A 23,337-nucleotide genomic window follows, 5' to 3' on the forward strand; every position below is an offset into this window, starting at 1 on the left:
GTCGATCGGGGACAATCAGGGACAATCGCGCAAACGCAATCGTCTCAGGACCCCACGCCGTGCGCCTGTACGAAGCGCACATAGCCGCTGCGCAGCGTCAGGCACTGCGCACGCGTTTCGGACAGCAGGCGGCGCGCAACCGCCTCGATGCGCTCACGATGATGGTCGAAGGCGTCGAGCACATCCTCGGCTCGCGGCGATGCCGCGCCGAAATGGTCCTCCAGCGCCGCCGCCGTGATCGTACATTCCACCCTCTCGCCATCGATCATCGCCGGGAACGCCAAAGTCAGTTCGCGCCCCGAGTATTCGGGGACTTCGTTCGGAAACAGGATCTGCATGGGAGTCGCCTTAGGTAGAGAGTGATCGGGGCCGCGCCTTTCGATGCTCCTCCTTCGCATGCGCACGGTGCAAACGTCGACCGCCGCATGTCTCGCTTCGCGGGACGCAATGCGGCGGTCGATTTGATTCACTTTAGGACACTTCGCGCGGCTGGCAAGGTCGACTTTGTCACACGCGCGAAATGAACTTCGCGGCCCTTATTTTCAGCGTCCGCTGAAGCGAAGCATGTGCGCGCAAACGCAATCGGGACCGGCGCAGACGCGAGCGCACCGCGAAAAACATGCCGCACTGCAGCGTCGCAAAGACCACGCGGATCACTCAGGATTCGCGATGCCGATGATGTTCGATCTCGACGTCCTTCGGATGGACCGTCAGCATCGCGACGAAAGCGGCAACTCCGCCCGCCACGATTGCCATGCCGTAATCCACGTAGGTATGCGCGTCGAACAGCAGCCCGTGGATGGCTAGCGCGAGACCGGCCAGCGTGGCAAAAACGGCCAGCACCGCCAGCAGTATCCTCAATTCGCCATGGACCATGATGCACTCCGCAAGGGAGCCGCGACGGCCCTGAAAACCCCGTACAGCCCGATGCGCCGCCGCCGGAACGCATTGCGCGCCCCTGCCTTCATCCTGGCACTCGCGCGCGCAAAGGCAAGGCGAAGTTAGCGGCGCAAACGCGCACGTGTATGCGGGCTTGCACGCACGCGTAACCGCACTTGCCCGGATGCAGTGCACGCCGGCCTTCCTGTACCATGGCTCGACCACCTGCCGGGCGCGCGCCTGCGTTACTCATGCTGCAACGCAGCGGAAAACGACGATGCGCGCACGCCACGAGCAGAAACGATCCGCCGGCGCGGGCACATCCGCGAGCCGGCGAGAACATGGAGACACGTGTGACCCGACGCCCTTCCGTCACCGTCAAGCCACCCGACGCGGCGCGCGCCAACGCCATCGCCCAGGCGCATGCACGCTCGCGCGCACTCGGCCTGAGCGCCACGGCCACGCCCGAGTTCGACGCGCTCGCGAGCGCCGACCTGCGCGATCTCATCGATTCGAACCGCACGCTCTACCATCAGGCGCGGCCGGTCATGGACGCACTGCACGCACAGATCGTCGATACCGAAAGCATGGTGCTGCTCACCGATCGTAACGGCGTGATCCTGCACAGCCTGGGCGACACCGACTTCGTCGAGAAAGCGCGCCGCGTGGCGCTGCGCCCCGGCGTCTCGTGGGCCGAGCGCGACCGCGGCACCAATGCGATCGGCACGGCGCTGGTCGAAGGACAGCCCACCACGATCCACGCGAACGAACACTTCCTGCGTGCGAATCACATCCTCACCTGCTCGTGCGCGCCGATCGCCGATCCGTGGGGCCGCACGCTCGGTGCGCTCGACGTGAGCGGCGAATCGCACGGTTTCCACAAGCACACGCTCGCGCTGGTGCGCATGTCGGCGCAGATGATCGAAAACCATCTGTTCAACACCGAATTCGCCGATGCGGTGCGCCTGCAGTTTCACGCGCGCGCCGAGTTCATCGGTACGCTCTACGAAGGACTGGCGGCGTTCGCCCCCGACGGCACGCTGCTGTGCGCGAACCGCAGCGCGCTGTTCCAGTTGGGCGCGCCGCTCGCGAGCTTGCAGCAGCGCGGCTTCGATACGCTGTTCGGCATGCCATTCGCGGCCTTTTTGCAGCGGCTCATGCAGGCGCACGCGAGCACGCATGCGCCCTTCACGCTCACGCTGCCCAGCGGCGTGCGCGTGGTGGCGCGCGGCACGCCCGGTACGGCGGTGGAAATCGCGCCGGTACGGGCGGCTAGCTCGAATGCTTCCTCAGAACGCATCGAACGCACCGAACGCACAAACGCAGCACGCGAAAAGCCGGCCGCCGATGCGCGCCCGGCATCGGCGAACTGGCAACCCACTTTCGCCGATCTCGACACCGGCGATGCCCGCGTGGCCGCCGTGCTCGAACGCGTCGGCCGCGTGCGGGGCCGCGATATTCCCGTGCTCGTGCTGGGCCGCACAGGCACCGGCAAGGAATGGCTGGCGCGGGCGCTGCATCAGGATTCGCCGCGCCGCGATGCGCCGTTCGTCGCGCTGAACTGCGCGGCGTTGCCCGATACGCTGATCGAAGCGGAACTGTTCGGCTACGAGGACGGCGCGTTCACGGGCGCAAAGCGGCGCGGCAGTCCGGGCAAGATTCTGCAGGCGCACGGCGGCACGCTTTTTCTCGACGAAATCGGCGATATGCCGCTCGCGCAGCAGGTCAGGCTCATGCGCGTGCTGCAGGAACGTGCGGTCGTGCCGCTGGGCGGCGCGCGGGCGATGCCGGTCGATCTGCGCATCGTCTGCGCGACGCACCGCGATCTGCGCGCGATGATAGCCGAAGGCAGCTTTCGCGAAGATCTCTATTACCGCATCAACGGGCTGGCCGTGACGCTGCCGCCGCTGGCCGAACGCACCGATCTGGATGCGCTCGTCGCGCGCGTGCTCGCGCTCGTGCGGCGCGAAATTCCCGATGCGCCCGCGCAGATCGCGCCCGCCGTGCGCGCCTGCTTCAGGCGCTGCCGCTGGCCGGGCAATCTGCGTCAACTGGCCAATGTGTTGCGCACGGCCGCGATCATGGCCGAGGGCGAAGACCTCATCGACATCGCGCATCTGCCCGAAGATCTGCTGCACGACTGCGAGCAAATCGATCTGGCGCAAGCCGACGATCCCGCCACGGCGCAAGCGAGCGCGCCGGACGAATCGCCCCCACGTCTCGCCGATTGGCAGGCGCGTCTGATCGACGACACGCTTACGCGCCACGGCGGCAATGTCTCGGCGGCCGCGCGCGAATTGGGGCTGGCGCGCAATACGGTGTATCGGCATTTGCGACGCCGATGAGCGCTGCGGGATCGGCGTCGCCAGGTTAAGCTTCGCGGCGACACCTTGCCGACCTTTGCCCGATGGCCTTTTCCGACCGCTGCCGATCCGCCCGACGAGGCGCAACCGCCTCATGACGCCCGCTTCGCCCTCCAACATGGCCGCCGATACCCAGAACCACGCGGCACCGATCGTGCGCGTGGAGCCGCTCGGCGTGAGTTTCGAAGCGCCGGCCGAACTGACGCTGCTCGAAGCCGCGTCGTTCGCGGGCATTCATCTGCCGCGCTCGTGCCGCAACGGTACGTGCCGCACCTGCCTGTGCCGCGTCGTGAGCGGCGAAACGCGCTTTACGATCGAATGGCCGGGCCTTTCGCGCGAGGAAAAGGCCGAAGGTTATGTGCTGAGTTGCGTGACGATCGCCTGTTCGGATCTCGTGCTCGATGTGCCGGATGCGGAACTGGCTTGAACTTGCCTGAATTTGCCTGAGTTTGCCCGAAGCGCATTTGCGCCACGTTCGCGCGGCAACGCGCAGAAATAGAAACGGCCCGCGATCTGACTCGCGGGCCGTTTGCATTGCGCTACTTGAAGAGCGGACGGACGTAGCGCTCCCGTCGATCCGGCTTACTGACCGCCGAAGTAGACCGATTGCGGGCCGCGACGCGCCGCTTCGGACACGTAACCGGCACCTGCCGCCGACGTGCTGCTCACGCCGCCATAGGCGCTGTCGCCCTGAGTGACCGCTGCGCCCGTGCCGGCAGCGCTGACGTTCTGGTTGCGGCTGGCCTGCTGGAACTCGACGAGCTGGGCGCGCACCTGATCGCGCGTAAGACCTTGATCGGCCTGGGCAAATGCGGCCAGCGGCGCGGCGCAGGCAGTGGCGATAACAACGGCTTGAATCAGCGACTTCATGATGGTGACCTCCAGAATTGTTTGAATCGCCCGGCATGCTGCATCGCGTTGCGCAAGTCGAGCGTTGACTGGATTTTAGGCAAGTGCCCCAGCCGGATATATGCCGAAGTCGGCGAATTCCAGTTGCGGATTTCGCAATAATCGGGCGGCGTAGGACAGCGCGTTCCGCCCCCCAAATGCGTTCACCTGCTGGTCGCGATCTTTCGCATTGCCGTTTTTCAGCGTTCCTTTGCAGTTCATTTATTGCGCAATCCGAAACCCGTTCGCATCGCGCTTTATCCGCGTTCCGGATATGACATGCGCTGTTACCAATCTCGCAGCATCGTTTCACCTATATCGAGGACCGCGCAATAGACTCCGGACCGTACTCAACCTGAACGCACTCGAGGTGCGCTGGAGTAGCGAAAATGAACAAAACGATGGTCGGTCTCGTATTGGGCGCGGCGGCACTGGCCGCATCGACGGCAGCGAGCGCTCATGTGGATCTCGCAGTGGGAATCGGCGTACCTGGCGTTGCCTACGCGCCTAAGCCAGAATATGTCGCTCCGCCGCCGCCCGTCGCCTACGCGCCGCCCCCGCCGCCGGTTGCACTGGCGTATCGCGACGACGATGACTGGCGTGCGCGCGAGTGGCGCGAACATGAATGGCGGGAACACGAACGCCGCGAGCATCGTTGGCGCGAGCGCGAGTGGCGCGATCATGGCGACTGGGGCAATTAAGCCGATTATTTAAATCAATGGCTTGAAACGATTTAGCACTGCATTATGAAAAAGGCTTAAACATGAGTTTCAAAAGACATAGAATGACGATGCTGTTCGCCGCCGCAACTTTGGGTCTGGCCGCAGCCGGATCGGCTAACGCCGCTGGCTGCCTCAAAGGCGCAGTAGTCGGCGGCGTGGCCGGACATTACGCGGGTCACCATGCCGTCGTCGGGGCGGTTGGCGGCTGTATGGTTGGCCATCACATGGCAAAGAAGCAAGCCGAGGAACGCGCAGCGCAACGGCAGGACATTCACGAGCATCCGCCAACCACCTGATGGCTTGAAATCAGGTCGGCAAATGTGCGGAGAATCGCTCTGGCAGTGCCTTTCGACGGCATTGCAGTGCCGACCTGTGCTATCCTGGCGGAATACGACTTGTACCAGCCCGATCGATGGCTGCGTGCCGAGCGGGGACACCCAGGATGGATGAAAGAAAGCGAGATAGTATTGTGGCCTATCTGCAACGCAGAATGGCCGAGTTTGGTATTACGCCCGAGATTATTGCGAACTCGATAGCCGAAGATCAGCGCCGTAATAGCGCGGTCAGGTATCGGGACGCTTCCGGTAATAGCTGGGACGGCCAGGGCGCAACGCCGCAATGGGTCGTTAATGCGACCAGTGCCGGGCAATCCATTGAACATTTTGCGGTCCGCCCAGCAGGCGAATCGGAATCGGCGAAACGCTCCGGTGTGAACTGGAAAGACGATCCTTTTGCCGGCACCCGGCTCGCGACCGTTAAAGCCGAAAATCTGCAGGCCTCCTGAAACACGCCTTTGCGGCGTGTCGGCGCACCTTCGCGCCTCACAAGCGAAATAATCAGACAATTACCCGTGTCGATTGTTGTCGCCAGGAGAACACTGAATTCGTTTTCTAGGTATTTACCCTAGCCCTCCGAACGCCTACATTGGCGGCATGGGTTACGCCATCGCGCGAACCCTTCAAAAAAGAAATCGGAGGTAGTGGAAATGAAATCGCTTCTTGGAGCCGCGCTCCTCGCCGCAGTTGTCGCCGTCCCGGCCGTTTCGTACGCTCAATCGCAACAGCAACCGGTCACGCGCGCCGAAGTTCGCGCCGAACTGGCCCAGCTGCGCGCAGCCGGCTACGATCCGAACGACTGGATGCACTATCCGCAAAACGTTCAGGCTGCTGAACAGAAGATCGCTGCTGAAAAGGCCAATACGGCTTACGGTCCGTCGACCGGCAGCACGTCGCAGTCTGGCCAGTAAGCGTATCGACGCATCGAGGTTGCAGGTTTGCAGCCTTTGGTGCGTAACGTAGCGCCCAATGCAATCAGGCCCGCCGCTCGTTTAGAGCCGCGGGCCTGATCGTTTTCCAGCCGTGCCTTGTGTCGATGCATGTACGCGCTGCATCCCAGCCGGGGTGCAGCGCGATGTGTGGCGGTACTACCGGCCGCCACCGCCGTGGCCGCCTCCTCCGCCGTGTCCACCGCCACCGCGGCCACCACCGCCGCCGCCATGACCGCCGCCCGGCGGACCCCACGGTCCACCATGGCCGCCGCCATGTCCACCGCCCCAACCGCCGCCCGGGCCGCCGTGATCGCCACCGTGCCAATGGCCGCGATCACCACCGCCCCAGACACCGATATTGACGCTGCCGTAAGCCGGCGCGACATATCCTGGCGCGTAGCCGTAGTCGTAATAGCCCGGTTGACCGTATCCATAACCATAGCCCGGCGCCACAGCACACCCACCGAGCAAGGCGGCCGCACCGGCAATCAGCAAATATTTCAACATGACACGCTCCCTTTCCATATGTAAGAAAGCGGAGCCGCTATGAAGTTCTCGCTGAATTGTGAGCGCAGTTTACGAGTGTAACGATTACCCGCGGATCGACTGCGGATCGACTACGCGGGCACTATCCTTAGTTGCGACGGCCGAAAGCGTCATTGATCTTGCGGTCGGTTTGAAACTGGCTGAGCGAATAAACCGCCCAGATGGCGGCGGGAATCCAGCCAATCAGCGTGATTTGCAGAATCAGGCAAATGATGCCGGCGATCGGGCGGCCGATCGTGAAAAACAGCAACCAGGGAACGATAAGCGCAATCAGAAGACGCATCTTGATTAAGACCTCGTAGACAAAGCCGATAGAAAAATCAGTTCACGGGAGCGAAACGCGGCACGAGCGCGCCTTCGAATTCGACCATTTCGAAGAACACGGAAGCCGGACGCGTCCAGATCGTGCCATTGGCCGCGCGGTACACGATCATCGTGACCGTTGGGTCGGATTCGAGTGTCGCCTCGCAAACGAGTTCATAAAAACCGCCTTTGTAGTGCCGGTAACGCACCATGATGTTTCCCTCATCGATTGCGCAAGACTGTCTTGCATGATGCGCTAGTGTAGCAATCGCACATGCAAGCCGTGTTACGGGCATTCGCGCGAACGAAGCTGCATTGAATTTCGCGGCGAACGAGCCAGCTTTATTGATACGCAGTCCATATTAAATCCGCATGTTTTATCGCTACGCTATGGGCGTTTATTTTTTTCCAGGGTAGCGCGCGGCTTTTTGTCGTGCAATAACGCTAGTATTGCCACACTCGCTGGAGCCATGCGATGGCCACGCTCGAAGCTTTCCGCACCGTTCTCGATGATCCGCATACGCCTGAGATCATTCGCAATCACATTATCGATTCGCTGCAATATGCGCTGCGCAATCACGGCCAGATTTTCGCCGCCAAGGAAGTCGAATGGCTCGCGACCTGGGACGATGCGCGTATTCCGCTGGCGGCATCGAAGGAATTAAACCGGCGCGTCGCCGAAACGCGCTAGTTGCTCGCGCGGCCTGCGCGCCATAGCGGCCTGGTTTTGCGGGCCTATTGCGCCAGTCCGGCGAATACCGCCTTCAGATCGTGCCCCGATCGCAGGCGCGCCTGACGCACGACCCGTTCTTCGATCTCGTCGAGGTGCTCGCGCATGGCCGCGAGCGCTGCGGCCTGCTCGCCGCTTTCCAGCGCATCGATAATCTGCGCGTGCTCGTCCGGCGCGCATAAGGTCGCCTTCGACGGATCGAACAAGGCTTTGTACAGCTCCGTCTTCGCCACCAGTTGCGCGAGCGCGGACACCAGCGCCTCGCCACCCGCCAGCTCGGTCAGCACCAGATGAAACTGGCCCGCGAGGCGCACCGCTTCGTCCACGCGGCCTTCGCGCACGGCCTTCTTTTCGCTGCGTACGTGCGCGGCCAGCTTGCGGCGCATGCCGGCGTCCAGCGCGCCGCACAGACTCACGACCACGCCCGCTTCCACCACCTGCCGCGCCCGATACGCTGCGCGAATATCTTCTTCCGATGGCGACGGCACGAACGCCCCGCGATTCGGCTCGAGCACGAGCTTGCCCTCGAAGCCCAGCCGCGCCAGCACCTTGCGCAGCGCGCCGCGCGTGCAGCCGAACGCCGCCGCCAGTTCCCGCTCGACCAGTTGCTGGCCCGGCGCGAGCTTGCCTTGCAGCAGCGCCGAATCGATCGAAGCGTAGACCTGTGCCTCGACATCGGCATCGTCGGAAGTGGGCGATTGCGGCGAGTCGGTCGAGCGTGCGGAGCGGGTCGAAGAAACCATGAAACCGTGTGCGGAAAAGGAGCCAGACGGCATTGTAGCGAGGCCTCCGGCCAGGCGTAACCCGCCATAAGGTGGGTGATGCCGCTATACACAGCATAGCGGCATCGTCCATATTGTTGACAATCACAAGATATAATGGTCAACCAAATGTATCGCAAAAGGTTGACCGAATGTCTCTCGAATCCGACCCCGCACGCTCTCAATCATCCGGCGCCAGCGCCGTCGTCTGGTACGCCACCATCGTCGCCATCGGGCTGAATCTGCGCCCGCTGCTCACGTCGATCAGCCCGCTGATGACGACGATCCGCGACGCCACCGGCCTGTCGTTCTATGGCGCTTCGCTGCTCACCAGCCTGCCCGTGGTGGCGATGGGTCTGGGCGCGTTCGGCACCGGCCTGCTGGCGCGCAAGCTCGGCGAGACGCGTGGCGTGGCGCTCGGGCTGATTGCAATTGCGGCGGCCTGCGGCGCGCGCGCGTTCGCCTCGACGGGCGGCGCGCTCATGCTCACCGCAACGGCGGCGGGCGCGGGCGTGGCGGCCATCCAGGCGCTCCTGCCGGCGGTGATGAAGCAGCGCTTCGCGCATCGCGTCCCGTTGGCGATGGGGCTGTTCTCGGCGTCGATCATGGGCGGCGGCGGGCTGGGCGCGAGCCTGAGCCCGCTCGCGGCGCGTCTGGGCGGTTCGTGGCATCTGGCGCTGGCGATCTGGGCCGTGCCCGCGCTGGCCGCACTCGTGTTGTGGGGATGGCTCAATCGGGGCGCGCGAGCGGCTGCGGGCGCGACGCCAGCGCAGGCGCAGGCGCAACAACACCCTGCCGCCGTGCCGGTCTGGAAAAAGCGCCGCGCCTGGACGCTCGGCCTGCATTTCGGCCTCGTCAACGGTGGCTATACGAGTCTCGTCGCCTGGCTGCCTGCGTATTACCAGCAACATGGCGCGAGCGTCGCGGCGAGCGGTTCGCTGCTGGCCGCGATGACGGTCTTCCAGGCCGCCTGCGCCCTGCTGCTGCCGCTTGCGGCGGCGCGCTTCACGGACCGCCGCCCCTGGCTGATCGCCGGGCTGTGTCTCCAATGGATCGGCGTGGTGGGCCTCGCCGCGTGGCCCGAGGCCGCGCCGTTGCTGTGGGTCGCCGCCGCTGGCGCGGGTCTGGGCGGCACGTTCTCCGTCACGCTCGTGACCGCGCTCGATCATTCCGGCGACCACCGTATCGCGGCGAAGCTCGTCGCGTTCGTGCAGGGGCTGGGCTTCGTGATCGCCGCGCTCGCGCCGGTCGTGGCCGGCCGCGTGCGCGATCTCACGGGCGGATTCACAGCGGCGTGGGTGATGCTCGCCGTGTCGATTACCGCGATGATCGTGCTGACGCTGGCCTTCTCGCCGCGCAGTTACGGACGCTGGCTCGGCCTGCATGGCGGACCGCTTCTGGAGCGCTGATCCGTCACTGAAACAGGTCGCTGCATCGTCGGAAAAAGTCCGCAAGAACCGATTCGCACGGCATGCAAAAGCGCCGTTTTGACGCAACACTCGCACGCCTCGAACCGTCAAACGTTTGCATTCACCGCTGTACGAATGTACAGTGCGTGCAGCCCGGTTGCCGTACCGGGCTTCGCCGCCTTCGGGCGTGCCCGCCCAGTCCGCGCCACGCGCGAGACGGCGCGGCAAGGCGGGTCTGTTCATCAAAACGGAGATCACGACGTGCGATTCATCTTGACGGGGACGATGCTGTGCGTCCTCGCGTCCACCGCGCTCGCTGGGGAACACTACACCGAGATCTGGAATCCGCCGGAGGCACGTTCGCCCGGCGCGCATCCCTCATCGCCCGACAGGAAGGCGCACGCGCATCACACGAAGAAGAAGCTCGCGAGCGTGGAGCGCCCGGACACGCGCAAGATCGCCGAACCGGCGATGCGCGCCCCCGCGCCCACCGTGCCGATGCTGCCCGATGGCGCAGCCGGCCAGGGCGCGGTACGCGGCGGCGTGCGCACGAAGAGCGACGGTCTGCCGGAAATCCCGCCGCAGATCGGCCCGGACGGCAACGTCCTGCAGGTCGGCTACGCCGTTCCGGCGCATCGCCAGCAAAACCCGCTGAAGTCGCTTCCCACCGTTCCTGTCGCCCGCGCGCAATAAGCGCATTCAGGCGCCCCGCCGCTCCACCGTCTCCAGAAAAAAAGCGGCCCCGCCACCTTACGGTGCGGGGCCGAATCCCATGTCAAGGAGATGCTCATGGAGGAGACGGTTTCATCGTACCGATACCCCGCCGCCAGCCCAACCAACGCTTTCAGCTATGCATATGGCGCGGCCGCGCAGAGCCGAATCCGCCTGATCGGCATATGGATAGAACTAAAAGTCGTTTCGCGCCGGACGCAGCGGTCACTAAGATGACACTTCTGACCTGAAGCGCTCGCTTAAACCGTTTGAACGCCAAGCCTGCGCCGGCCCTCAGCCCGACACGCGTTGCCGCGCGTGCGGTGCGATCCCGACGGGCCCCCACCGCTTATCCGAGGAGCACCCCTTGAGCATCTCCGATTCCAGACATCGTCCGCTCGTCGTCGGCATCGGCGGCACGACGCGCGAAGCGTCCTCCACCGAACGCGCGCTGGCCTTCGCGCTGCGCGGCGCGGAACAGGCCGGCGCGCGCACGCAGCTGTTCGGCGGCACCTTCCTGCACAGCCTGCCGCACTATGCGCCCGAGGCCGCTACCCGCACCGACGCCCAGCTCGAACTGATCGAAGCCGTGCGCGCCGCGGATGCCGTCATCATCGCGACGCCCGGTTATCACGGCGGCGTTTCAGGTCTCGTCAAGAACGCGCTCGATACGCTGGAAGAACTGCGCGCCGATGAACGCCCCTATCTCGACGGCCGCGCCGTGGGCTGCATCGTGACCGCGTACGGCTGGCAGGCCGCCGGTTCGGTGCTGACTTCGCTGCGCTCGATCGCGCATGCGCTGCGCGGCTGGCCGACGCCGTTCGGCGCGGGCATCAACACGCTCGAAACGCGCTTCGAGAGCGCGCATCAGTGCTCGGACCCGAAGGTCGTCGATCAACTCGCGACGGTCGGCCAGCAGGCCGCGCAATTCGCGCTGGCGTTCAACACGCAGCGCGCGGCGCAACCGGCTTTGTCGATCGCCCCCGGTGCAGCGCGCAACGAAGACCGGCTGAGCGTCGCGGTCTGATCCATCACCGCGCGCTGATAAAGCCGGCAACACACGACGAGGCGCCCGAGGGCGCCTCGTTTGTTTTTGCGCGCCAGCGCACGGATCGGCGCGGCTTGCGTCGGCCATCCCACAGACGCGACGTGCCGCCGGAGCCACATTGGAACCGGGCACGCAACCTCGCCTCATCGCGATCATTCTGCTGACCGTTTCAGTCCGCCCGTGATTTGCTTGCGACGAAAGATTGGTTCCCCCCGCGCACGCCAGCCCCTACGCTGAACCCGTATTGGCACACAAACTGGCACACGCAAAGGCGCGCCGGCCGCGCGCGGGAGCAAGGCAAACATGCGCAATTCGCACACGAGCAGGACGTACCAGCAGGAGCAGGAAGCCATGCACGCACCCATCCGCTACAAGGGCTACGAAGTCGCGCCCAGCGCGCAACAACTGCCGAACGGTCTGTACGCTGCGAATCTGACGATCGGCACTCAGGCGGCATCGCAGTCAGCCCCGCAATCAGGCACTCAATCCGCTGGAACGCGCCAGACGATCGTTTCATTCGACGCACTGGATTATTTCTTCGATGAGCGTCACGCGCTGGCGTACGCCTGCCGCTGGGCGCGCATGTGGATCGACGAACAAAGGCGCTGCGCGTGAGTGCCGGTGAGCAAGCGGCTTTCCTTACGATTGTGACAGAATAGGAGTCATATCACCGTCACATATACGCTCCATGTCCGAAACCCTGACGAACATCGACGACGGCGAAACCGCTCTCGCCGCCCAGGACGCCGCGCTGCGTCGCTGGACTTACGGCACGCCAGGGCCCATCAGGATCGGATCGGACGAACATCGCACGATGTTCAGCAGGATGTTGCTCGACACCCATGATCCCTACCGTCCCGCGGTACTCGACTGGCCGAAACTCGAACCCGACGCGCTGCGCCGGCTGACTTCGTTGCCGATCTGGGACATCGCCGTACAGACCGAAGGCCGCGCGTCGATCCGCGTGAAAACCTACGCGAAGACCGTGCGCGATCCGCTGCTGCGCGAAGCCATCGACATGGACGGCGACGAAGAAGCGCGCCACAAGGTCGTGCTTTCGCATCTCGTGCAGGCCTACGGCATCGAACTCGCTCCCGAACCCAGCTACCCGCCGCCGAAAGATCCGGAATGGGCGTGGATGTTTACGGGCTACAGCGAATGTATCGACAGCTTCTTCGCCTTTGGCCTGTTCCGTTCCGCACAGCGCTCGGGCTTTTTTCCTGCTGAACTGGTCGAAACCTTCGAGCCGGTGATTCAGGAAGAGGCGCGCCATATTCTGTTCTTCGTGAACTGGGTCGCGTGGTATCGCAAGAATCTGCCGTGGTGGCGCCGCCCCTGGCATTCGCTGCGGGTGGGCGCGATCTGGATCAAACTGGTGTGGGACCGCATGGCGATCGCGCGCGGCATCGACGCAAACGGCGCCGTGCAGGATTCGAATTTTCTGCCCGCCAATCGCGACGTGCTGGGCGATTCGCTCAAGCCGCGCGAGATGATCGAGTTGTGCCTGAGCGAAGATCGCGAGCGCATGAGCGGCTATGATCCGCGTCTGCTGCGCCCGAGCGTCGTGCCCGCTCTCGCGCGGCTTGCGCTGCGCTTCATGAAGCAATAACCGCGCGCGAACTTCAGGCGCGCCGCAAACCCTGCAGCAAACCCTAACGCCCAAAAGCTGCACGAGGAGGAGACTGCATGACCTGGACTGTGGACCAGCAGCTTGAACTGACCTCGGCGCAAGCCGTCGAGGCGATTCGCGCGGGGCGCCTCAAAACCGTCGATTACATCGCCACGCTGATCGCGCGGGCACAGGCGCTCGCGAATCTCAACGCGCTGACCGTGCTCGACGTGGAAGGCGCGCTGGCCGCCGCGCAGCGCATCGATGCGCTCGGCGCCGGCGAGCGCGCGCATCTGCCGCTCGCGGGCTTGCCCGTCGTCGTCAAGGACAATATCAACACGCGCGGCCTGCAAACCTCGGCGGGCACTCCCGCGCTGGAAGGTTTCGTGCCTGCGCGCCATGCGCCCTCGGTGCAGCGTCTCGTCGATGCGGGCGCCATCGTGCTCGGCAAAGCGAATATGCACGAACTGGCGTTCGGCATCACCAGCACGAATCTCGCTGCGCACGCGGGCCCCGTGCGCAATCCCTGGGACCCCGAACGGATTCCCGGTGGATCGTCGGGCGGCACGGCAGCGGCCATTGCGGCGCGTATCGTGCCTGCCGGACTAGGCACCGACACGGGCGGCTCCACACGCATTCCCGCCGCGCTGTGCGGCATCGTCGGCCTGCGCCCGAGTGTGGGCGACGGCGGCACGCAGCGCCGTTATCACGATCCGCATGCCGTCGTGCCGATCAGCCATACGCGCGACACCGTTGGACCGATGGGCCGCACCGTCGCCGATGTCGCGCTGCTCGACGGCGTCATTACCGGGCTCGGCCCGCTGGCGCGCGCGGCTGTCACGAACCTGCGCATCGGCCTGCCCGCGCCGTTTTGGTCGGGTCTCGAAGCCGCGACGGAAACGGTCGCGCGCGCTGCGGTCGCGAAGCTCGAAGCAGCGGGCGTGACCTTCGTGCCCGTGGAGATGAGCGACATTTTCGCGCTCAACGACCGCGTGAGCATGGCGATTGCGCTGCACGAACCCATCGACGATCTGCAGGCCTGGCTCACGGCCAATCAGGCGCCCGCGAACACCGTGGCCGACGTGGCCGCGCGCATCGCGAGCCCGGACGTGCGCGCCGCCTACGACGCGATCCTCGCCGACACGCGCGGCGGCGACTATCAGACCGCCATGACCGTGTGGCGCCCGCGCCTGCAACAGCTTTACGCGCAGACCTTCGCCGCCAGCGGACTCGACGCGCTGCTGTTCCCGACCACGCGCCTCGCGGCCGTACCGCTGGACGAACTGAGCGGCTCGTCGAGCGTGTCGATCGACGGCGGCGCGCCCATCGACGAACTGGAAGCCTATCTGCGCAATACCGATCCCGCGAGCAACGCTGGCATTCCGGGCCTCGCGCTGCCCGCCGGACTCACCGATGCGGGCCTGCCCGTCGGGCTCGAACTCGACGGCCCCACCGGCAGCGACCGCAGACTGCTGGCGATAGGACTGGCATTCGAAGACATTCTCGGCACGCTGGCTGCGCCCAATATTTAATCCAATCTTCGATCCGATTAAAAGAAAAGGATAACGAAACAATCTGGCTTCGTAGTACGCTTCACATTCGCTATGCAGTGCTCCATTCCAACAATCGGGAGACAGGTGATGAAGGTATCGAAGCTCTTGCTCGCAGGCGCCATCGCGGCGTCGGCCTTTGGCATGACCGTAGCCGCGCATGCGGAAGATCTGCTCGACAGCGTGAAGCATGCGGGCGTCTTGAAGGTCGGTCTGGAAGGCACCTATCCGCCGTTCGATTCGCGCAATAGCGCGGGCGAACTCGAAGGCTTCGACGTCGATATCGCGAAGGCCGTGGCCGCGAAACTCGGCGTCAAACCCGAATTCATTCCCACCGAATGGAGCGGCATTATCGCGGCGCTGCAGGCGGGCAAATTCGACGTCATCGTCAATCAGGTAACGATCACGCCGCAGCGTCAGCAGGCGCTCGATTTCAGCCAGCCGTACACGTATTCCGCCGCGCAACTCATTCAGCGCTCCGACGATAAACGCGAATTCACGTCGCTCGATCAATTCAAGGGCAGCCAGAAGATCGGCGTGACGCTCGGCACGAATTACGATTCGATGGCGCGCGCAGTGCCGGGCATCAACGTGCAGACCTATCCCGGCGCGCCCGAAAAACTGCGCGACCTGGCCGCGAAACGGATCGACGCCACCATCGACGACCGTCTGATGCTGCCGTACATCATCAAGAATTCGCAGTTGCCGCTGCGTCCGGGCGCCGTGCTCAAGGGCGCGAATCAGGAAATGGGCATTCCGTTCCGCAAGGGCAATCCGAAGTTCGAGAAAGCCATCAACGACGCGCTCGCGCAGTTGAAGCAGGATGGCACGCTCAAGAAGATCTCGATGCACTGGTTCGGCAGCGATGTAACGGTACCGATCGCGCAATAAGCCTATTGATTGCAGCATCGCGCGGATCGACCGCGCGATGCTCGCTTTCGCTTTCACTTTCGCAAAGCGAAATTAAACGTTTTGTCATCTTCGGCAAACACGTCTGTTGCGCGCGAAATCACATCGCGCAGCCGTGCGACAAAAGCGCACACCAACCCGCCTCCTCAAGCCTGTTTGCGCGCCAATCGCCTTCAAATCAAGCTTCGCGTGCCGGTTTGAAACACTCGCGCCCTCGATCGTCGCTACAATGAGAACAGTTCTCATTTCATAAAACAAGATTCCCCATGCGGCTGACCGACCTAACCAAGGGCGCCACTGCCTTTGTCGAGCGCGTCGAAGACGCCTCCGCTCGCGACCCCATCGCTCAACGTCTGCGCGATCTCGGCTTCGTGCCCGGCGAACCGGTGCGCGTCGTGGCCCGCGCGCCATGGAGCGCCGACCCGCTGCTTGTGCAGATCGGCTCCACGCGTTTCGCACTGCGCCGCGCCGAAGCCGAACGCGTGAGCGTGAACCTCGAAGACGTCGCGCACGGCGCAGGAGCCATGGCATGACGAACGGTATCGACACGACGCCGCTGCGCATTGCGCTCGTCGGCAATCCCAATTGCGGCAAGACCGCGCTTTTCAATCTGCTCACCGGCGCGCGCCAGAAAGTCGCGAACTACGCGGGCGTGACCGTCGAGCGCAAGGAAGGCCGCTTCGCCACGCCGGCTGGCCGCAGGATTCAACTGCTCGATTTGCCGGGCGCGTACAGCTTCGATTCCGCCAGCCCCGACGAACGCGTCACGCACGACGTGCTGATGGGCCGCTATCCCGGCGAAGCGATTCCCGACCTCGTGGTCTGCGTGGCCGACGCCACGAATCTGCGCCTGCATCTGCGCTTCGTGCTCGAAGTCAAACGCATGGGCCGCCCGGTCGTGCTCGCGCTCAACATGATGGACGCCGCAAAGCGCCGCGGCATTACCGTCGATGTGCCGAAGCTTGCCCAGGCGCTCGGCATGCCCGTGGTCGAAACGGTGGCCGTGCAGCGCAATGGCGCGCAGCCGCTCATCGACCTGATCGATCGTGTCGGCGCGAATGCCGCCCTTGCACAGCAGCCGAGCGCCACCGACGCCGATACCGATCTGCACGCCACCGTGCGCCGCATCCTCGCCGATGCCGTGACGATGCCGCGCGCCACCGACGCACGCGACGACGCCATCGACAGCGTCGCGCTGCATCCCGTGCTCGGCCCGCTGATTCTGGCCGTGGTGATGTTCCTCGTGTTTCAGGCCGTGTATTCGCTGGGCAAGCCGCTGACCGATTCGATCGGCGATGGCTTCGACTGGCTTGGCGGCATCGCGGGCGCGTGGCTGCCCGATGGCCCGCTGCGCAGTCTGCTGACCGACGGTCTGCTCACGGGTCTGGGCACCGTGCTCGGCTTTCTGCCGGAAATTCTGGTGCTGTTCTTCTTCATCCTCGTGCTGGAGGAATCGGGCTATCTGCCGCGCGCGGCATTCCTGCTCGATCGCATGATGGTGTCGGTCGGCCTCACGGGACGCTCGTTCATTCCGCTGCTCTCCAGCTTCGCCTGCGCGATTCCTGGCGTGATGGGCACGCGCAGCATCTCCGATCCGCGCGACCGCCTGGCGACGATTCTCGTTGCCCCGCTGATGACCTGTTCCGCGCGTCTGCCGGTCTACGCGCTGCTGATCAGCGCGTTCATTCCGCATCGCCTGGTGTTCGGCCTCTTCAACCTGCAAGGTCTCGTACTGTTCGCGCTGTACGTTGCAGGCATCCTGGGCGCGATGGCGGTGGGCTGGGTCATGAAGCATCTGCGCCGCGACCGCACCGAACACGCGCTGCTGATGGAACTGCCTTCGTATCGCATCCCGCGTGCGCGCGATGTGGCGATCGGCCTGTGGGAGCGTTGCACGATCTTCCTCAAACGCCTCACGGGCATCATCCTCGCGCTGACCGTCATCATGTGGTTCGTGTCGACGTTCCCCTCGCCGCCTGCGGGCGCAACCGGGCCCGCCATCGACTACACCATCGCCGGTTATCTGGGCCGCGCGCTGCAATGGCCGTTCGCGCCGCTGGGCTTCAACTGGCAGATGAGTCTCGCGCTGATCCCCGCATTCGCCGCACGCGAAACAGCCGTGGCCGCGCTCGCCACTGTCTATGCGGTGGCCGGCGGCGACGCCGACGTGGCCGCACTCGGTCACACGCTCGCGCAGAACTTCTCGGTGGCCAGCGCGCTTTCGCTGATGGTGTGGTTCGCGTTCGCGCCGCAGTGCATGTCCACGCTCGCCGTGATCCGCCGCGAGACGCGTTCGTGGCGAGCGGTCGTGGTGTCGTTCGGCTATATGTTCGTGATCGCGTATGCGGCTTCCTTCGTCACGTATCAGGCTGCGAGGTACTTCCTGTGAGCGCGAATCTGCTGTTGCAATACGCCGTGATCGCACTGCTGGTCGCGGCGAGTCTCTGGACCGCGCTGCGCAAGGTTGCGCCGAAAACCACCCTGCGTGTGCAGGCGGGCGTGGCCGCACCTTTGTTGCGTCCGCAACGAGGAGCGATGACGCAACGCATCGGCCGCTGGCTGCAGCCCAGGGGCGCCACCGGCGATTGCGGCGACGGCTGCGGTACGTGCGGCACTTGCGGGCCGAGCGATGCGCCGGTTGAACAGACCGTGACGTTCCATCCACCGCGTAAATAAGCGCTCTCGATGCGCCGCAATAGCGCGTGATAAAGACGGCCCGCCGGATCACCCCGGCGGGCCGTTTCGTTTGATGCCGCGCGCCGCTCGCCCGGCGTGATCAAGCGCCTGTCACAGAGTTTCCGCTACACTCCCCGCAGCAAGGCCCACCCGCGCAACGTTACGCGCGACTTTCATTTCATTCGCCCTTCTGCGCCGATGCCTCACGTTCCTCACGCTCCCGCCGTTGTTTCTGCCCGCCGCCGCTACGCGTCGCTTGCCGCCGCGCTGGGCGCTTCGCTCATCACGGCGCTGGCCGCCAGCGGTTGCGTGCGGCTTTCGGCTTTCGACGCGAACGGGCTCTGGAAAGTCGTAGGCGGCCAGTGCGTGCCGAACGCGCGCGACAAGGGCAATCCGGGGCCGTGCACCAAGGTCGATTTCGACAAGCGCTATGCGGTGCTCAAAGATATCAACGGCCGCGCGCAATATCTGCTGATTCCCACCGACCGCGTTTCCGGCATCGAAAGCCCCGATATTCTCTATGCGGGCTCGCCGGAATACTGGTCCGGCGCCTGGGCCGCGGGCCGCTACGTGAACGAAAAGCTCAAGACCACGCTCGCCCCCACGCAACTGGGCCTCGAAATCAATTCGTCGCAGCAGCGCTCGCAGAATCAACTGCATATTCACGTCGATTGCATGCGCAACGATATCGCCGATGCACTCGCGCCTTATCGGCATGATGCGCCCGGCTCATGGCGCTGGACGACGCTCGACGGCAAGCGCTATCGCATCACGCGCGTAACGAGTCTGACCGACCGCTCGAATCCGTTCCGCGTGGTCGAGCGCGATCTCGGTCCGCAGCAAGGCATGGCTACGCAGACCATTCTCGTCACCGGTGCTGGCCCCGACACGGCCCGCGACGGCTGGCTGATCGTCAACAGCGCCCAGGATGTGGAAGGTGGCACAGGCACGGCCGAAGGTCTGCTCGATCACGCCTGCGCGCTCGCCAAAGCACCCTAAGCCACGCCGCGAGGCTCAGTCCTCGCGTGCCTGCGCCACCAGCCAGCGGCGGATCACCTGCTCCTCATCGGCGTTAAAGCCTTCGAGCATCTGTGTTTCCAGCTTCCGCACGCGGGCACGGCATTGCTTGAGCAGGCTCTGCCCCGCTTCCGTCACCTCGATCTGCTGAATACGCCCGTGCACGGGATGCGGGCGGCGCTCGATCAAGGCATGACGCGTGAGATTCGCGACGATCACGCTGACTGTCTGCGGCGTGAGCGCCGCGAGCCGCGCGAGATCCGCACCCGAGACGCCGGGGTACGCCACCAGCATCGTCAACACCACGAATTGCGGCGGCGTAATGCCCAGATCGTCGAGTGCACGCTCCATGCGCAAGCGCTGCGCGGCGCCCGCCTGACGCAGCAGATAGCCGATGTAACCGCTCTCGCCACGCTTGCCTTCGCCCGGCGACGGAATAGCCGTTGCGGCATCAGGCCCGTTTTTGGGCATTCTGGGTATACGCTTCGTTGTATTGCGCATGATGTCAGCATTCGAATATGATGTTCGTGCTCTGATATTATCCTCCAACCGATACGAGGTCCAGTCATGTCGCAACGCATTTCCTATGAAACGTTTTCGCACGATGCACCGCAAGTGGTTGCCGGGCTCGTGACGATGAGCAAGGCCGTGGATGCGTCCGGCCTCGAAAAGTCGCTGACTGAATTGCTGAAGATTCGCGCATCGCAGATCAACGGCTGCGCGTTCTGCATCCAGTACCACCTGAATATCGCGCGCGGCTTGCCGATTGCGCAGGAAAAGCTCGATCTGCTGACGGCGTGGCACGAAGCGCGCTCGTTCTATAGCGAGCGCGAACAAGCCGCCCTGGCCTATACAGAGGCGCTCACTGCAAAGCTGCACGAAGGCGTGAGCGAAGGACTCTATCGAAAAGTCGCCGAGCAGTTTCCCGGCGAGCAGATGGCGTTTCTGACCACCGCCATCGCCAACATCAATGCGTGGAATCGCATTGGCGTAGCGTTGCAGTTTGCGCCGCCTGTGAAGGCTTGAACGCAATGGATACGGGCCTGCTGCGTTGCGCGAGCAGGCCCGCTTGCTTGCGAAACGCCCTGAACGCCGCTTAACCCGCTTCCAGCATCAGCAGTTGCGCGCCGTCCGCCACCTGATCGCCCACGCCATAGAGCACCTCAGTCACCTTGCCGGCTGCCGGCGCGCCAATCGTGTGCTCCATTTTCATCGCTTCCATGACGATGAGCGGCGTGCCCTTTTCCACCACGGTGCCCGGCTCGACGAGCACGGCAATCACTTTGCCCGGCATCGGCGCGGTGAGGCGGCCTTCGCCATGCTCCGCATCGGCGGCATGCGCCAACAGGTTCTGCCATTCGAAGGCCATTGCCTTGCCTAGACAGAACACGTGAAATACATCGCCGTCGATAAACACACGGCCCGTTACGCGCGTATTGCCGATGGTCGCGCCGTATTCCGTAGGCTCTGCACCACGCCACCAGGTATAAGCCTCTTCGACGCCCGAACAATCGATCGTCTGTGCGCCGCCATCGTGCGAGAACGCCACGCTCAACGCCGCGTCGCTTTCCACATCGCGCCAGTTGAACGTTTGTACGAAGCCGCTATTCAGACGCCAATGCGCGAGCGCCTGCCACGGCGAACCGCCTTGCGCGCGCCCCCCTTCACGTCCGATCAATGCCGCACTCGCGAGCGCAAGTGCTTCGCGGACCGGCATTTTCTGCGCGGCAAACAGCGCGTCGTGATGACGCTCGATCAGGCCGGTGTCGAGATCGGCATTCGCAAACGGCTCGCTGCTCACAAGCCGATGCAGAAAGTCCACGTTCGTATGCGGCCCGACGATCTCGCATTCTTCCAGCGCACGACGCATGCGCGCGAGCGCATCGGCGCGCGTTGCACCGTGCACGATGAGCTTGGCGATCATCGGATCGTAGAAGGGCGTGATGGTGTCGCCTTCGCGCACGCCGCTATCGATACGCACGCTCGCACGCTGCCCGGCTTCGCCAAGACGGAATTCGACGCCTTGCGGCATGCGCAGATGCTTGAGCGTACCGGTCGACGGCAGGAACCCACGCGCAGGATTTTCCGCATAAATGCGCGCTTCGAGCGCATGGCCCGTCACGGTGAGTTGCGACTGTTCGAGCGGCAACGGCTCGCCTGCCGCCACGCGCAACTGCCATTCCACCAGATCGAGGCCCGTGACCATTTCCGTTACGGGATGCTCGACCTGCAGGCGCGTGTTCATCTCCATGAAGTAAAAATCCGCGCCCGTCATGATGAATTCGACAGTGCCCGCGCCCACGTACTGCACGGCACGCGCAGCAGCAACCGCGGCTTCGCCCATCGCGCGCCGCACATCGTCGGACAAACCCGGCGCGGGCGCTTCTTCCAGCACCTTCTGATGACGACGCTGCACCGAGCAATCGCGATCGAACAGATAGACCGCGCCGCCGAGTTTATCCGCGAAGACCTGCACTTCCACGTGACGCGGGCGCAAGAGGTATTTCTCGATCAGCACACGATCGTTGCCGAAGCTGCTGGCCGCTTCGCGTTTGCATGACGCGAGCGCCGCCGCGAAGTCCTCGCTGCGCTCCACCACACGCATGCCTTTTCCGCCGCCGCCCGCACTGGCCTTCAGCAACACCGGGTAGCCCATTGCATCGGCTTCGCGCTGCAGCAGCGCGGCGTCCTGGTCGTCGCCGTGATAGCCCGGCACGAGCGGCACGGCCGCAGCGTGCATCAGCGCCTTGGCCGCGGCTTTCGAACCCATCGCAGCAATCGCCTCGACCGGCGGACCGATAAAGACGATGCCAGCCTCTTCGCACGCGCGGCCGAAATCTTCGTTTTCCGAAAGAAAACCATAACCCGGATGAATCGCTTCAGCGCCCGTTGCTTTCGCGGCGGCGATGATGCGTTCAATGCGCAGATAGCTTTGCTGTGCACCCGCTTCGCCAATATGCACGGCTTCATCGCAAGCCGCGACGTGTTTGGCGTCGGCATCGGCATCCGAATAGACAGCCACGCTTTTCACGCCCAGACGCCGGCAGGTAGCGGCAACGCGGCAGGCAATCTCGCCGCGGTTGGCGATCAGAATCTTGTTGAACATAAGAAGTCTCGCTATGGAGTCTTGAGCAGGTCTCAGGCGCGCCAGCCGGGCGTACGCTTTTCGAGGAACGACGACACGCCGTCGCGCCCTTCGTCGCTCGCGCGAATCCGCGCGATGCGCTGCGCCGTATCGTCGATCAGTGCATCGTCGATAGCCGTGCCCGCGATATCCTGGACAAGCTGCTTGCATTCGCGCACTGCGTTCGGGCTGTTTGCACAGAGCGTGTCGGCGATACGCTGCACGGTGGCATCGAGTTCGCTCGCACTCACCGCTTCGCTCACGAGGCCAAGACGCAGCGCCGTTGCGCAATCGAACGCTTCAGCCGTGACAAAGTAGCGGCGTGCTGCCTGCTCGCCCAGTGCGCGAATCACATAAGGCGCGATGGTGGCGGGCATCAGACCGAGCCGCGCTTCGGAGAGACAGAAGTTCACCGTATCCGCCGCAACGACGATATCGGCTGCACAAACGAGGCCCATACCGCCTGCGTAAGCATCGCCATGCACGCGCGCAATCACCGGTTTGGGACAACGATAGATCGCCGATAGCATCTGCGCGAGACGCAATGCATCGGCGTGGTTCTCTTCATTCGAGTAACCGGCCATCTTGCGCATCCAGTTCAGATCCGCGCCTGCGCAGAAGGCTTTTCCGTTGCCAGCGAGCACGATCGCACGCACGTCATTGCGCGCACCTAAAGCCGTAAACGCAGCGCTGATATCCGCAATCATCGCCTCGTTGAACGCGTTGCGCACATCGGGGCGATTGAGCGTGACGGTGGCAACATGGCCCGCGAATTCGACAGTGAGCGTTTCGTAGTTCATCGTGATGTCTCCTCCTCGCTCGCGG

Annotated in this window: 30 protein-coding genes; 19 read left to right on the forward strand and 11 right to left on the reverse strand. The window is 64.2% G+C overall.

Features of this window, described 5'->3' with window-relative positions:
- Positions 1 to 44: 44 nt before the first annotated feature.
- Both G3N59_RS24320 and G3N59_RS24325 read right to left on the reverse strand, forming a co-directional pair.
- Positions 45 to 338, reverse strand: coding sequence for a DUF1488 domain-containing protein (locus G3N59_RS24320; RefSeq protein WP_205985358.1), 294 nt, complete (start codon positions 336 to 338; stop codon positions 45 to 47).
- Between the two features lie 319 nt (positions 339 to 657).
- A complete protein-coding gene (locus G3N59_RS24325; protein WP_205985359.1) occupies positions 658 to 876 on the reverse strand; it encodes a DUF2964 family protein in 219 nt (72 codons plus the stop codon).
- Positions 877 to 1,232: 356 nt separating this feature from the next.
- On the opposite strand from G3N59_RS24325, the gene G3N59_RS24330 reads away from it, so the two are divergent.
- Entirely contained in the window at positions 1,233 to 3,224 is a 1,992-nt protein-coding gene (locus G3N59_RS24330) for a sigma-54-dependent Fis family transcriptional regulator (protein WP_346777927.1), read from the forward strand.
- Positions 3,225 to 3,336: 112 nt separating this feature from the next.
- The gene (locus G3N59_RS24335; RefSeq protein ID WP_241023956.1) at positions 3,337 to 3,669 is read left to right on the forward strand and encodes a 2Fe-2S iron-sulfur cluster-binding protein; all 333 of its coding nucleotides are present in this window, start codon (positions 3,337 to 3,339) and stop codon (positions 3,667 to 3,669) included.
- Positions 3,670 to 3,824: 155 nt separating this feature from the next.
- On the opposite strand, the gene G3N59_RS24340 is transcribed toward G3N59_RS24335, so the two are convergent.
- Positions 3,825 to 4,112 carry a DUF4148 domain-containing protein gene (locus G3N59_RS24340; RefSeq protein WP_205985361.1) on the reverse strand — a complete coding sequence of 96 codons (288 nt, stop codon included), beginning with the start codon at positions 4,110 to 4,112 and terminating at the stop codon, positions 3,825 to 3,827.
- Between the two features lie 75 nt (positions 4,113 to 4,187).
- A complete protein-coding gene (locus G3N59_RS24345) occupies positions 4,188 to 4,352 on the reverse strand; it encodes a hypothetical protein (RefSeq protein ID WP_205985362.1) in 165 nt (54 codons plus the stop codon).
- 167 nt (positions 4,353 to 4,519) lie between these two features.
- Between G3N59_RS24345 and G3N59_RS24350 the strand changes: the two genes are divergently transcribed.
- The 4 genes from G3N59_RS24350 to G3N59_RS24365 all read left to right on the forward strand — a co-directional run bounded on the left by G3N59_RS24350 (position 4,520) and on the right by G3N59_RS24365 (position 6,098).
- Positions 4,520 to 4,831 (forward strand): hypothetical protein, encoded by a 312-nt coding sequence (locus tag G3N59_RS24350; RefSeq protein ID WP_205985363.1) that lies wholly within the window; start codon positions 4,520 to 4,522, stop codon positions 4,829 to 4,831.
- A gap of 83 nt (positions 4,832 to 4,914) precedes the next feature.
- Positions 4,915 to 5,148, forward strand: coding sequence for a hypothetical protein (locus G3N59_RS37110; RefSeq protein ID WP_241023958.1), 234 nt, complete (start codon positions 4,915 to 4,917; stop codon positions 5,146 to 5,148).
- 146 nt (positions 5,149 to 5,294) lie between these two features.
- The gene (locus tag G3N59_RS24360) at positions 5,295 to 5,636 is read left to right on the forward strand and encodes an H-NS family nucleoid-associated regulatory protein (protein WP_205985365.1); all 342 of its coding nucleotides are present in this window, start codon (positions 5,295 to 5,297) and stop codon (positions 5,634 to 5,636) included.
- A 201-nt stretch (positions 5,637 to 5,837) separates the two neighbouring features.
- Positions 5,838 to 6,098: a DUF4148 domain-containing protein gene (locus G3N59_RS24365; protein ID WP_205985366.1), complete on the forward strand. Its 261-nt coding sequence runs from the start codon at positions 5,838 to 5,840 to the stop codon at positions 6,096 to 6,098.
- 177 nt (positions 6,099 to 6,275) lie between these two features.
- Here the strand turns inward: G3N59_RS24365 and G3N59_RS24370 are convergent, their stop codons facing one another.
- The 3 genes from G3N59_RS24370 to G3N59_RS24380 all read right to left on the reverse strand — a co-directional run bounded on the left by G3N59_RS24370 (position 6,276) and on the right by G3N59_RS24380 (position 7,180).
- The gene (locus tag G3N59_RS24370) at positions 6,276 to 6,626 is read right to left on the reverse strand and encodes a hypothetical protein (protein WP_205985367.1); all 351 of its coding nucleotides are present in this window, start codon (positions 6,624 to 6,626) and stop codon (positions 6,276 to 6,278) included.
- A 127-nt stretch (positions 6,627 to 6,753) separates the two neighbouring features.
- Positions 6,754 to 6,948: a YqaE/Pmp3 family membrane protein gene (locus G3N59_RS24375; protein ID WP_205985368.1), complete on the reverse strand. Its 195-nt coding sequence runs from the start codon at positions 6,946 to 6,948 to the stop codon at positions 6,754 to 6,756.
- Positions 6,949 to 6,985: 37 nt separating this feature from the next.
- Positions 6,986 to 7,180: a DUF1653 domain-containing protein gene (locus G3N59_RS24380; RefSeq protein ID WP_205985369.1), complete on the reverse strand. Its 195-nt coding sequence runs from the start codon at positions 7,178 to 7,180 to the stop codon at positions 6,986 to 6,988.
- A 263-nt stretch (positions 7,181 to 7,443) separates the two neighbouring features.
- Here G3N59_RS24380 and G3N59_RS24385 point away from each other — a divergent pair, with 263 nt between their 5' ends.
- Positions 7,444 to 7,659, forward strand: coding sequence for a hypothetical protein (locus G3N59_RS24385; RefSeq protein ID WP_205985370.1), 216 nt, complete (start codon positions 7,444 to 7,446; stop codon positions 7,657 to 7,659).
- A gap of 44 nt (positions 7,660 to 7,703) precedes the next feature.
- Here G3N59_RS24385 and G3N59_RS24390 read toward each other — a convergent pair whose 3' ends face one another.
- Positions 7,704 to 8,441 (reverse strand): GntR family transcriptional regulator, encoded by a 738-nt coding sequence (locus tag G3N59_RS24390; protein WP_205985371.1) that lies wholly within the window; start codon positions 8,439 to 8,441, stop codon positions 7,704 to 7,706.
- A gap of 170 nt (positions 8,442 to 8,611) precedes the next feature.
- Here G3N59_RS24390 and G3N59_RS24395 point away from each other — a divergent pair, with 170 nt between their 5' ends.
- From G3N59_RS24395 to G3N59_RS24445, 11 genes are all read left to right on the forward strand, one after another.
- Positions 8,612 to 9,868 carry a cyanate transporter gene (locus G3N59_RS24395; protein ID WP_205985372.1) on the forward strand — a complete coding sequence of 419 codons (1,257 nt, stop codon included), beginning with the start codon at positions 8,612 to 8,614 and terminating at the stop codon, positions 9,866 to 9,868.
- Positions 9,869 to 10,129: 261 nt separating this feature from the next.
- Complete coding sequence (locus G3N59_RS24400; RefSeq protein ID WP_205985373.1) at positions 10,130 to 10,561, forward strand: hypothetical protein; 432 nt, start codon at positions 10,130 to 10,132, stop codon at positions 10,559 to 10,561.
- Between the two features lie 385 nt (positions 10,562 to 10,946).
- Positions 10,947 to 11,606 (forward strand): NAD(P)H-dependent oxidoreductase, encoded by a 660-nt coding sequence (locus G3N59_RS24405; RefSeq protein WP_205985374.1) that lies wholly within the window; start codon positions 10,947 to 10,949, stop codon positions 11,604 to 11,606.
- Between the two features lie 372 nt (positions 11,607 to 11,978).
- Entirely contained in the window at positions 11,979 to 12,242 is a 264-nt protein-coding gene (locus G3N59_RS24410) for a transcriptional regulator (protein ID WP_205985375.1), read from the forward strand.
- Between the two features lie 73 nt (positions 12,243 to 12,315).
- Entirely contained in the window at positions 12,316 to 13,236 is a 921-nt protein-coding gene (locus G3N59_RS24415) for a ferritin-like domain-containing protein (protein ID WP_205985376.1), read from the forward strand.
- Between the two features lie 77 nt (positions 13,237 to 13,313).
- Positions 13,314 to 14,768: an indoleacetamide hydrolase gene (iaaH, locus tag G3N59_RS24420; protein WP_205985377.1), complete on the forward strand. Its 1,455-nt coding sequence runs from the start codon at positions 13,314 to 13,316 to the stop codon at positions 14,766 to 14,768.
- A 108-nt stretch (positions 14,769 to 14,876) separates the two neighbouring features.
- Entirely contained in the window at positions 14,877 to 15,677 is an 801-nt protein-coding gene (locus tag G3N59_RS24425; RefSeq protein ID WP_205985378.1) for a transporter substrate-binding domain-containing protein, read from the forward strand.
- A 284-nt stretch (positions 15,678 to 15,961) separates the two neighbouring features.
- Entirely contained in the window at positions 15,962 to 16,228 is a 267-nt protein-coding gene (locus tag G3N59_RS24430) for a FeoA family protein (RefSeq protein ID WP_205985379.1), read from the forward strand.
- Positions 16,225 to 18,084 carry a ferrous iron transporter B gene (locus tag G3N59_RS24435; protein WP_205985380.1) on the forward strand — a complete coding sequence of 620 codons (1,860 nt, stop codon included), beginning with the start codon at positions 16,225 to 16,227 and terminating at the stop codon, positions 18,082 to 18,084. Before G3N59_RS24430 ends, G3N59_RS24435 begins: the two co-directional genes overlap by 4 nt.
- Positions 18,081 to 18,371: a DUF6587 family protein gene (locus tag G3N59_RS24440; protein ID WP_205985381.1), complete on the forward strand. Its 291-nt coding sequence runs from the start codon at positions 18,081 to 18,083 to the stop codon at positions 18,369 to 18,371. Before G3N59_RS24435 ends, G3N59_RS24440 begins: the two co-directional genes overlap by 4 nt.
- A 198-nt stretch (positions 18,372 to 18,569) precedes the next feature.
- Complete coding sequence (locus G3N59_RS24445) at positions 18,570 to 19,370, forward strand: CDP-diacylglycerol diphosphatase (protein WP_205985382.1); 801 nt, start codon at positions 18,570 to 18,572, stop codon at positions 19,368 to 19,370.
- Positions 19,371 to 19,385: 15 nt separating this feature from the next.
- On the opposite strand, the gene G3N59_RS24450 is transcribed toward G3N59_RS24445, so the two are convergent.
- Entirely contained in the window at positions 19,386 to 19,859 is a 474-nt protein-coding gene (locus G3N59_RS24450; protein ID WP_205985383.1) for a MarR family transcriptional regulator, read from the reverse strand.
- A 96-nt stretch (positions 19,860 to 19,955) separates the two neighbouring features.
- On the opposite strand from G3N59_RS24450, the gene G3N59_RS24455 reads away from it, so the two are divergent.
- The gene (locus G3N59_RS24455; RefSeq protein ID WP_241023960.1) at positions 19,956 to 20,414 is read left to right on the forward strand and encodes a carboxymuconolactone decarboxylase family protein; all 459 of its coding nucleotides are present in this window, start codon (positions 19,956 to 19,958) and stop codon (positions 20,412 to 20,414) included.
- Between the two features lie 70 nt (positions 20,415 to 20,484).
- Here G3N59_RS24455 and G3N59_RS24460 read toward each other — a convergent pair whose 3' ends face one another.
- Positions 20,485 to 22,494 carry an acetyl/propionyl/methylcrotonyl-CoA carboxylase subunit alpha gene (locus G3N59_RS24460; protein WP_205985384.1) on the reverse strand — a complete coding sequence of 670 codons (2,010 nt, stop codon included), beginning with the start codon at positions 22,492 to 22,494 and terminating at the stop codon, positions 20,485 to 20,487.
- 32 nt (positions 22,495 to 22,526) lie between these two features.
- On the reverse strand, positions 22,527 to 23,312 hold the full coding sequence (locus G3N59_RS24465) for an enoyl-CoA hydratase/isomerase family protein (RefSeq protein ID WP_205985385.1): 786 nt from the start codon (positions 23,310 to 23,312) through the stop codon (positions 22,527 to 22,529).
- Positions 23,313 to 23,337: the final 25 nt, after the last annotated feature.

Origin of the sequence: Paraburkholderia sp. Ac-20340 (assembly GCF_017104965.1) — a bacterium.
In the GTDB taxonomy this organism is placed as follows: Bacteria; Pseudomonadota; Gammaproteobacteria; order Burkholderiales; family Burkholderiaceae; genus Paraburkholderia.

What these genes read in the sequence shown, in the direction of transcription:
- G3N59_RS24375 (WP_205985368.1), bottom strand. Translation starts at nt 6,948, where the DNA reads ATGCGTCTTCTGATTGCGCTTATCGTTCCCTGGTTGCTGTTTTTCACG.
- G3N59_RS24460 (WP_205985384.1), bottom strand. Translation starts at nt 22,494, where the DNA reads ATGTTCAACAAGATTCTGATCGCCAACCGCGGCGAGATTGCCTGCCGC.
- G3N59_RS24385 (WP_205985370.1), top strand. Translation starts at nt 7,444, where the DNA reads ATGGCCACGCTCGAAGCTTTCCGCACCGTTCTCGATGATCCGCATACG.
- G3N59_RS24335 (WP_241023956.1), top strand. Translation starts at nt 3,337, where the DNA reads ATGACGCCCGCTTCGCCCTCCAACATGGCCGCCGATACCCAGAACCAC.
- G3N59_RS37110 (WP_241023958.1), top strand. Translation starts at nt 4,915, where the DNA reads ATGACGATGCTGTTCGCCGCCGCAACTTTGGGTCTGGCCGCAGCCGGA.
- G3N59_RS24455 (WP_241023960.1), top strand. Translation starts at nt 19,956, where the DNA reads ATGTCGCAACGCATTTCCTATGAAACGTTTTCGCACGATGCACCGCAA.
- G3N59_RS24360 (WP_205985365.1), top strand. Translation starts at nt 5,295, where the DNA reads ATGGATGAAAGAAAGCGAGATAGTATTGTGGCCTATCTGCAACGCAGA.
- G3N59_RS24320 (WP_205985358.1), bottom strand. Translation starts at nt 338, where the DNA reads ATGCAGATCCTGTTTCCGAACGAAGTCCCCGAATACTCGGGGCGCGAA.
- G3N59_RS24430 (WP_205985379.1), top strand. Translation starts at nt 15,962, where the DNA reads ATGCGGCTGACCGACCTAACCAAGGGCGCCACTGCCTTTGTCGAGCGC.
- G3N59_RS24465 (WP_205985385.1), bottom strand. Translation starts at nt 23,312, where the DNA reads ATGAACTACGAAACGCTCACTGTCGAATTCGCGGGCCATGTTGCCACC.
- G3N59_RS24425 (WP_205985378.1), top strand. Translation starts at nt 14,877, where the DNA reads ATGAAGGTATCGAAGCTCTTGCTCGCAGGCGCCATCGCGGCGTCGGCC.
- iaaH (WP_205985377.1), top strand. Translation starts at nt 13,314, where the DNA reads ATGACCTGGACTGTGGACCAGCAGCTTGAACTGACCTCGGCGCAAGCC.
- G3N59_RS24365 (WP_205985366.1), top strand. Translation starts at nt 5,838, where the DNA reads ATGAAATCGCTTCTTGGAGCCGCGCTCCTCGCCGCAGTTGTCGCCGTC.
- G3N59_RS24390 (WP_205985371.1), bottom strand. Translation starts at nt 8,441, where the DNA reads ATGGTTTCTTCGACCCGCTCCGCACGCTCGACCGACTCGCCGCAATCG.
- G3N59_RS24450 (WP_205985383.1), bottom strand. Translation starts at nt 19,859, where the DNA reads ATGCCCAAAAACGGGCCTGATGCCGCAACGGCTATTCCGTCGCCGGGC.
- G3N59_RS24380 (WP_205985369.1), bottom strand. Translation starts at nt 7,180, where the DNA reads ATGGTGCGTTACCGGCACTACAAAGGCGGTTTTTATGAACTCGTTTGC.
- G3N59_RS24395 (WP_205985372.1), top strand. Translation starts at nt 8,612, where the DNA reads ATGTCTCTCGAATCCGACCCCGCACGCTCTCAATCATCCGGCGCCAGC.
- G3N59_RS24435 (WP_205985380.1), top strand. Translation starts at nt 16,225, where the DNA reads ATGACGAACGGTATCGACACGACGCCGCTGCGCATTGCGCTCGTCGGC.
- G3N59_RS24370 (WP_205985367.1), bottom strand. Translation starts at nt 6,626, where the DNA reads ATGTTGAAATATTTGCTGATTGCCGGTGCGGCCGCCTTGCTCGGTGGG.
- G3N59_RS24410 (WP_205985375.1), top strand. Translation starts at nt 11,979, where the DNA reads ATGCACGCACCCATCCGCTACAAGGGCTACGAAGTCGCGCCCAGCGCG.
- G3N59_RS24345 (WP_205985362.1), bottom strand. Translation starts at nt 4,352, where the DNA reads ATGAACTGCAAAGGAACGCTGAAAAACGGCAATGCGAAAGATCGCGAC.
- G3N59_RS24340 (WP_205985361.1), bottom strand. Translation starts at nt 4,112, where the DNA reads ATGAAGTCGCTGATTCAAGCCGTTGTTATCGCCACTGCCTGCGCCGCG.
- G3N59_RS24325 (WP_205985359.1), bottom strand. Translation starts at nt 876, where the DNA reads ATGGTCCATGGCGAATTGAGGATACTGCTGGCGGTGCTGGCCGTTTTT.
- G3N59_RS24350 (WP_205985363.1), top strand. Translation starts at nt 4,520, where the DNA reads ATGAACAAAACGATGGTCGGTCTCGTATTGGGCGCGGCGGCACTGGCC.
- G3N59_RS24415 (WP_205985376.1), top strand. Translation starts at nt 12,316, where the DNA reads ATGTCCGAAACCCTGACGAACATCGACGACGGCGAAACCGCTCTCGCC.
- G3N59_RS24445 (WP_205985382.1), top strand. Translation starts at nt 18,570, where the DNA reads ATGCCTCACGTTCCTCACGCTCCCGCCGTTGTTTCTGCCCGCCGCCGC.